Here is a 7,122-nt window from a genome sequence, read left to right as displayed (position 1 = left end):
GTCGCGCATGCCCGTCGAGATGCCCGACAGCTTGCCGTCGCGCTGGAACGCCTTGGCCGCGAGATCGACGGCGACAGCCAGCGCCTGCGAGAACTTCTGAAAGCCGCCGTCATAGCGGCCGGACTCGGCGAGTTCGTAAAGCTTTCGCTCGGCGTCCTCGATCTGCGCCCGTGGCTGGAAATCGACCGGGGCGTCGTAGGCGACATTGACCATGTCCTCGCCGATGCCGATCAGGTCGCGACGCAGCGACAGGTCGTAGATGGTACGGCCATAGTCCTGCGCGTTGATGATGGTGGTCGCTTCGGCGGCAAGACGCGCAAGATATTGTCCGATGGTCATGCCGCCGACGTCGGTATCGGCGGGCAGGAACGTCTTCAGCGTCACGGGCGTGGCGATCTTGCCCATCCGGATCAGGCTGCCGGCGGTCTCGAAAATGGTCTGGTGCAGCGGCTCGAAGAAATGTTTTGCCTCCAGGAAGTCGGAGACGCGGTAGAAGGCATCGTTGTTGACCAGGATCGCGCCCAGAAGGCTCTGTTCCGCCTCGATATTGTGCGGCGCGCTCCGATAGGCGGGAGTTCCCGGTTCGGGCGCAAGTTTGAGGACGTTCGAATCAGTCAGGGCCATGGTCGGACGTGCTTAGCAATTTTCATGGGCGGATGCGGGGCCGGGATAAAGCGCCGCCTTACGCCAAAGCGGAAGCAAAAGCTCGCCGCTATCAACCGATCTTAAAAGCGGTGGATGATTAGCAGCCGCAGCACGCGCCGCGCTTGACGGATTTTCACGAAACGCAGGCTGAACCGGAAGTCACCGCGGTCACGCCACGGAAAAATCCGGACGGGGTGAACCTAATGGATTGCGAGCAGACGTATTCAAAAGCGCGCGAAACGGCGCGCTGGCGCTTCCGGGACCGCTTTAGACCAGCAGGAGGTAGACCAGCGCAACCAGCGCAGCGCCGACGCCGGTGGCGATCAGGGCGTAATCGGTGCGGAGGTCGTCCTGCACGTCGAATGAGGTCTGGGTCTTTTTGCTCATGTCGACGGTCTAAGGCAGGGCCGTCGAGAGGAATGTGAACCAGATCACATCTCCCCGGATTCTTTCGGGAGTAGGACTGGGAACAGGCGGGCGGGCCGGGGATTGTCTCTCGCACCCGGCAACAGGGAACGAGGCGAGCGATGCGGCCAGAACGGCAGCACCAGATTTGGCGAAGCGAGGCGGCCAGCCGACTTTGGCTGTCCGGGCTGATCGCGGCCATGCAGCACGCCGAACGGCCCGAAAGCCGGCGTCAGCCGGTCGCACCCGAGGTCATTATGGAACTGCGGGCGCAATTGGCGTTAACGGCGTCTTACCGCACAACGCAAATCTCGACTCTGCGCCACTAGGGCCTCTATTCGCCGGCGAGCTTCAGCTTCGGCCGAGCGCCACCCTCCAGGGCGCGGAGCCGGGCTTCCTCGTGCGCGATATAGTCGCGGGTCATCGGCACCACGCCCTGGCGTTTGGTGAGCTGGATCTGGAAGTTCATCATGCCTTGCTTACGGAACGTCATCTCGCAGGCGGCAAGGTAGAACTCCCACATCAGCGCGAAGCGCTCGTCATAGAGCTGCACCGCTTCCTCGCGCCTCGCCATGAAACGTTCCCGCCACGCTTTCAATGTCTCGGCATAATGCAGGCGCAGGATCTCGATGTCGCAGACCAGCAGCCCGGCCCGCTCGATCGCGGGCAGCACCTCCGACAGCGAAGGGATGTAGCCGCCAGGGAAAATGTACTTCGCGATCCACGGATTGGTGGAGTCAGGGACCTGCGAACGGCCGATCGAGTGCAGCAGCATGACGCCATCGTCGCTCAAGAGCTCGGCGCAGCGCTGGAAATAGGTGTCGTAGAACCTGGCGCCGACATGTTCGAACATCCCGACCGAGACGATCCGGTCGAACGGGCCTTCGACGTCGCGGTAATCCTGGAGCAGGAAACGGGCCTGTCGCGTCAGGCCCTTCTCGGCGGCGCGTGCATTGGCGATCTGCAACTGCTCCGTCGACAACGTCACGCCGGTAAGGTCGGCGCCCGCGACCTCCGCGAGATAGAGGCCAAGGCCGCCCCAGCCCGAGCCGATGTCGAGCACGCGCTGGCCACGACTGACCAGCAGCTTTGCGGTTATATGCCGCTTCTTGGCGAGCTGGGCGTCGTCGAGCGTGGTGTCCGGCGTCTCGAAATAGGCGCAGCTATATTGCTTGTCGGCGTCGAGGAAGAGCGAATAGAGCCGTGCATCGAGATCGTAGTGATGCGCGACGTTGCTGCGCGAGCGGGCCCGCGGGTTGAACTGCCGCAGGTGCCGCACGAGATAGCGCAGGTGCCACCAGGGTTTTGCCCAGTGCGGCAACAGGTCGGGTTGATCGAGCAAGATCGCGAGGGCATCAGCGATGTTGCCGCGCGCGACCACAAACTCGCCGTTCATATAAGCCTCGCCAAGCCCGAGCTCGGGGTTGATGAGGACTTTCCTCTGTGCGTCGGCCGTAACGAAGCGGACCTCGACCGGCTCGCCGGAGCCATCTCCGACGCTGAATGTCATTCCGCCAGCCGTGGTCACCGTCATCGACCCGCGGCGGATGAATTGAGACAAGAACCTACGCAACAAGCGGTCCATAGACACCAACCTCTCGAGCGAGCCCGAAAAGATGCGACTACCCGGCCGTCACACCGACGCTTGGAATGTGGAAATGGTTCCCATGCGTTCGCATGTAAATCTAGGCAGCCTATTCCCGTCCCGCTATTGCGTTGTGTTCAAAGCCGATATTCGAAAATCGCGTGTTCACATGCTTGCTGAGTGCGCTTCCATTCGCAGCGCAATCGGCTAAAAGGTGACCGCCGCCGCGCGGGATGCCGGCCGTATCTGTCGGAATTCAATGGAGATGATGGGAATGTCGAGCCGAGCGCTCAGCCTCGCCACGGTGCTGTTTCTGATCGGCTTCGGTGCCTCCGATGCCGTCCTGGCGCAGGCGACGAACCTCGAGGCCGGCAAGGCCCCGTCCCAGCTCTTCGCGCAGACCTGCAATGCCTGCCACAAGAGCCCACGGGGTCTGTTGAAGACGGTTTCGCCGAGCGCGCTGCCGGGCTTTCTGCGTCAGCACTACACCACCAGCCCCGACATGGCCGGCGTGCTCGCCTCCTATCTCGTCTCCAATGGTGCCAGCGACACCCGCTACCAGGCCAAGGACGGGAAGGACGGCAAGGACAGGAAGGACGGCGCCAAGGAGAAGGATGCCAGCACGAGCTCAGGGCAGCCCGAGCATCAGGGGCGCCGTCAGCGCCCGCAGGAGGCAGCCCGGCCCGAGGGCGAGGGCGCTCCCCCTGCACCTGAAGGCCGTCAGAAGCGCGCGGCGCGGCCGAGCGAGGAGGGCGTCAAGGACGGCGCCAAGCCGGAGGTCGCCACCGAGCAACCGCCCGAGGGCCGCAAGGGCAAGCGGCTGAGCAAGCGTGGCAAGCCGGCGACGGACGACGCGGCCGCGCCGAAGGTTGAACCCAAGGTCGATTCCAAGACCGAGCCGAAGAACGAGAGCGCCAAGGTCGAGTCCGGTCGCGACGAAGCCAAGCCCGAAAGCGCCAAGCCCGACAGTGCCAAGCCCGCGGAGAAGCCGGTCGAGACCAAGCCAGAGAGCGCCAAGGTCGAGCCGAGCGGCAGCGACGCGCCGGCATTGCGCCCGGATCCGGTGCCGCAAGTCACGCCGGCGCCTGTCGCCAAGCCGGCCGAGCCGGCTGCCTCCAAGCCGGCGGAAGCTGCCGCGTCCAAACCGGCCGAGCCCGCGCCCAGTGCGGAACCGGCAGCCAAGCCGGCGCCGTCTGCGCCTGCCGCAGCTGCCTCGCCAGCGCCCGCCGAGTCCTCCGGTCCGCCGGCTCCGCCGATCTCGCGATAAGCAAAACATCCGGGTGATCAGCGAAGGTCGCGCCCGGCGCGGCCTTCGCATCGTATTGACCTCCAATAGAGTAATACTCTAGAGTGTTACTCTAGGAGGCGCCGATGTCATCCGGTGTGCGCGACGATTTGTTGGCGGCGGGGCTCGCGGTGTTCGACCGGTCGGGCTTCGAGGGCGCGACCGTCGCAGCGATCCGCGCCAAGGCCCGTGCCTCCAATGGCAGCTTCTTTCACGTGTTCGGCTCCAAGAAGGAGCTTGCCGGTGCACTGTTCCTGGAGGTGCTGCGGCATTATCACGCCGCGATGCTCGCCGCGCTCGATCCCGTCCCCGATGTGCAGCTGGGCATCGATCGCCTGATCCGCGCCCATCTCGACTGGGTCGTGCTGAGCCGGCGCGAGGCGCGCTACCTGTTCGAGATCTCGCGCAACGAATGGGGCGATGACATCAGAGATGCCCAGCGCGCGCAGAATGCGCGGCTCGCCGAAGGTCTCGAGCGCTGGCGTGCACCGCTCGTCGCACGCGGTGATCTCCTGCCGATGGCACCGGTGATGTTCGTCAGCCAGCTGATCGGGCCGGCACAGATCTTCTGCCGCGCCTTTCTCTCGGGGCGCGACCGCACCGATCCGCGCAGCGAGGCCGATACGCTGATTGCCTGCGCCATCCGTGCGCTGGTGCCGGCCGGGCGTGCCAACAACAGGGACGGAGTGGCGTCATGAGCAACGAGGCCGATCTCGACTTCATTCCGATTGCGGAGCGCATCCACGCCAATGTCGGTCGCCAAGGCTTCATGAATCTGGTCGGTGCCGAGCTCGCAGAGATATCACGCGGGACCTGCACGATAGCCGTCGAGCGCCGGCCGGAGTTGTTGCAGCAGCACGGCTTCTTCCACGGCGGCGTCACTGCTTTCCTGGTCGACAATGCCACGACCATCGCGGCGGCGACCTCGCGCGGCCAGCCGGCACTGACCGCGGAATACAAGCTCAATCTCTTGTCGCCCGCCGTCGGCGAAAAATTGATCTGCCGTGCCAGGGTCATCAAGCCGGGCCGTCAGGTCGCCGTGGTCGCGGCCGATGTGTTCTGCGTCAGCGACGGCGTCGAGAAGCACACCGCGACAGCGCTCGCCTCGATCGCGATGCTCAGCGAGGATGTCGGTGCAAAGACGAAAAGCCCGGCCGCCTGAGGCAGCCGGGCTTCGATACCTTGCGTAAACGGCGAGGCTTACTTCTCTTCCGCAGCCGGGGCCGGCGCGACGTCGTCGTGCTGGGCTTCCGGATCGAAGAACTCGCCGGCGGCGGCGATCGCCTCGGCGGCCGCGTCGCGGTCCTCGTTGCGGGTGGAGATGTCCTCGCCGCGGTTGATGCGCTCGGCTTCGTCCTGGCTGCGCGCAACAGTGACAGTGATTTCGACCTCGACCTCGGGGTGGACGGCGACGGTGATCGAGCGCTTGCCGATGGTCTTGATCGGCGCGTCGAGCTGGATCTGCGGGCGGGCCAGCGAGATGCCGTCGGCTTCGAAGGCGACGACGATGTCACGCACGTTGACCGAGCCGAACAGCTGGCCGGCTTCCGAGGCCTGACGGATCACGATGATGTTCTTGCCCTCGATCTTCTCGGCGACCTTGGCGGCCTCGCCCTTCGAGGCGAGGTTGCGGGCTTCGAGCTCGGCCTTCATGCCGTCGTACTTGGCCTTGTTGTCCGCAGTGGCGCGCAGCGCCTTGCCGCGCTTGAGCAGGAAATTGCGGGCGTAGCCGTCGCGAACCTTCACGACCTCGCCCATCTGGCCGAGCTTGCTCACGCGTTCAAGCAAAATGACTTCCATATTCGTTCTCCTTTGAAGTGGTCTTGACGTTTTCAGGTTTCGGGGTGGACTTAAGAGGTCGGCAATGGCGGCGGTTGCCGGTTGCGCAGGAAGCGCTCGCGGAAGCCGAACACGGCATCCGCGAGCCCAAGGGCGGTCAGCAGGACAAGGCTCACGCTGAACATGAAGACGATGACGTAGGCGGCGGCGAGCCAGAACGCGCGATTGGCGAGGCCGCGCGTGATCGTGTGCAGAACGGCAAGGCCGACCAGCGCATAGGCCACCATCAAAACGGTGGTGACGATCACGGCGACAATGCCGATCATTCCGCCGAAGAAGCTGAAGGCCAGCGCGATGCAGAGCGCCACGAGGGTCATCGGCGGCAGGCTCGTGCTGCTGAGATCCGGCCATGGCCGATGCAGCCGCCCTGAAACGGCGGCGACCTTGGCCGCGAGCCACAGATTCAGCGTCAGCGTCGTCATCTGCGATGCCGCGAGCAGCACCGGCGTGATCGTGACCATCAGGCTGACGCGAGGATCATTCTCGGTGACGTTCGTCTCGCCCATCAGCGAGAGAACCCTGGCGAAGCCGCGGCGCATCGCCTCGTTGATGGACGAGGCGTCACTTCCCAGCGAAAACAGCGATCCCGCGGTCAGAAGCGTCGCCAGCGCGGCGATCCAGAGCAGGATGCGCCCGGTCGGATACCATTCGACCTGGAGCCGGGCCGCATCGCTGTCGCTGGCGCCGTCCGCCAGGGGCCGTCCGAGCATGGCGAGATGGCCGAGCCACCAGGCCGGTCCTGCGATCGCGAGACCGTAGCCGACGCCAAGGGGTAGGCCGAGCGCGCCGCCGATGAGGAGTGTCGCGACCAGACCACCAAGCGCGGCGCAGAGCGGCCCCCAGGCGATCGCGACCAGCATCAAGGGCAGGGGGGCGAGGCAAATCAGGACGAGCGAGATCAGCGCGCCCGACACGATCGAGGCGAACATCAGGGCCGACGCAGCGCCGGCGATCAGGGCTATCAGTCCAAATACCATCATCAGCTGTCCCGCTCCCTTCGAGCGGTTAGAGGCGCCTTGCCCCAACCATCGGCGACCGGACGACCCGGAAGCCTTATGAGTTCAGAAAGTCGAGTTCGAAAAAGTCGCGGCCGGCGGGGATGTCGCCGCCGGCCGAATTCGTCTTAGCGAATGACGTAGGGCAGAAGGCCCAGGAACCGCGCGCGCTTGATGGCGCGGGCGAGCTCACGCTGCTTCTTCGCGGACACCGCGGTGATGCGGCTCGGCACGATCTTGCCGCGCTCGGAGACGTAACGCATCAACAGCTTGGAGTCCTTGTAGTCGATCTTCGGCGCATTGGCTCCCGTGAACGGGCAGCTCTTGCGGCGACGGAAAAACGGGCGACGTGCACCAGCTTCAGCCAT

8 protein-coding genes are annotated in these 7,122 nt (G+C 64.9%); 3 read left to right on the top strand and 5 right to left on the bottom strand.

The features are described 5' to 3' along the window. Both G8O24_RS02585 and G8O24_RS02580 read right to left on the bottom strand, forming a co-directional pair. Positions 1–624 (bottom strand): DnaB-like helicase N-terminal domain-containing protein (locus G8O24_RS02585; RefSeq protein WP_283815485.1); only part of this gene is annotated, 624 nt, incomplete at its 3' end. Between the two features lie 760 nt (positions 625–1,384). Continuing rightward, complete coding sequence (locus G8O24_RS02580; protein WP_188096162.1) at positions 1,385–2,635, bottom strand: cyclopropane fatty acid synthase; 1,251 nt, start codon at positions 2,633–2,635, stop codon at positions 1,385–1,387. A 274-nt stretch (positions 2,636–2,909) separates the two neighbouring features. Between G8O24_RS02580 and G8O24_RS02575 the strand changes: the two genes are divergently transcribed. The 3 genes from G8O24_RS02575 to G8O24_RS02565 all read left to right on the top strand — a co-directional run bounded on the left by G8O24_RS02575 (position 2,910) and on the right by G8O24_RS02565 (position 5,082). Beyond that, entirely contained in the window at positions 2,910–3,902 is a 993-nt protein-coding gene (locus tag G8O24_RS02575) for a PspC-like choline-binding domain-containing protein (RefSeq protein ID WP_188096160.1), read from the top strand. Positions 3,903–4,006: 104 nt separating this feature from the next. Beyond that, the gene (locus tag G8O24_RS02570; RefSeq protein ID WP_188096158.1) at positions 4,007–4,618 is read left to right on the top strand and encodes a TetR/AcrR family transcriptional regulator; all 612 of its coding nucleotides are present in this window, start codon (positions 4,007–4,009) and stop codon (positions 4,616–4,618) included. After that, on the top strand, positions 4,615–5,082 hold the full coding sequence (locus G8O24_RS02565; protein ID WP_188096156.1) for a PaaI family thioesterase: 468 nt from the start codon (positions 4,615–4,617) through the stop codon (positions 5,080–5,082). The genes G8O24_RS02570 and G8O24_RS02565 overlap by 4 nt, the downstream gene beginning before the upstream one ends. A gap of 38 nt (positions 5,083–5,120) precedes the next feature. Here the strand turns inward: G8O24_RS02565 and rplI are convergent, their stop codons facing one another. From rplI to rpsR, 3 genes are all read right to left on the bottom strand, one after another. Beyond that, positions 5,121–5,720, bottom strand: a complete 600-nt coding sequence (rplI, locus tag G8O24_RS02560; RefSeq protein WP_188096154.1) for a 50S ribosomal protein L9 — start codon at positions 5,718–5,720, stop codon at positions 5,121–5,123. Between the two features lie 50 nt (positions 5,721–5,770). Continuing rightward, complete coding sequence (locus G8O24_RS02555; protein WP_188096152.1) at positions 5,771–6,739, bottom strand: DUF2232 domain-containing protein; 969 nt, start codon at positions 6,737–6,739, stop codon at positions 5,771–5,773. Positions 6,740–6,882: 143 nt separating this feature from the next. Then, positions 6,883–7,122, bottom strand: a complete 240-nt coding sequence (gene rpsR, locus G8O24_RS02550; RefSeq protein ID WP_007592020.1) for a 30S ribosomal protein S18 — start codon at positions 7,120–7,122, stop codon at positions 6,883–6,885.

It is taken from the genome of Bradyrhizobium campsiandrae (assembly GCF_014529705.1).
Taxonomy (GTDB): domain Bacteria; phylum Pseudomonadota; class Alphaproteobacteria; order Rhizobiales; family Xanthobacteraceae; genus Bradyrhizobium; species Bradyrhizobium campsiandrae.
This window is presented reverse-complemented; position numbering and strand designations above follow the sequence as displayed.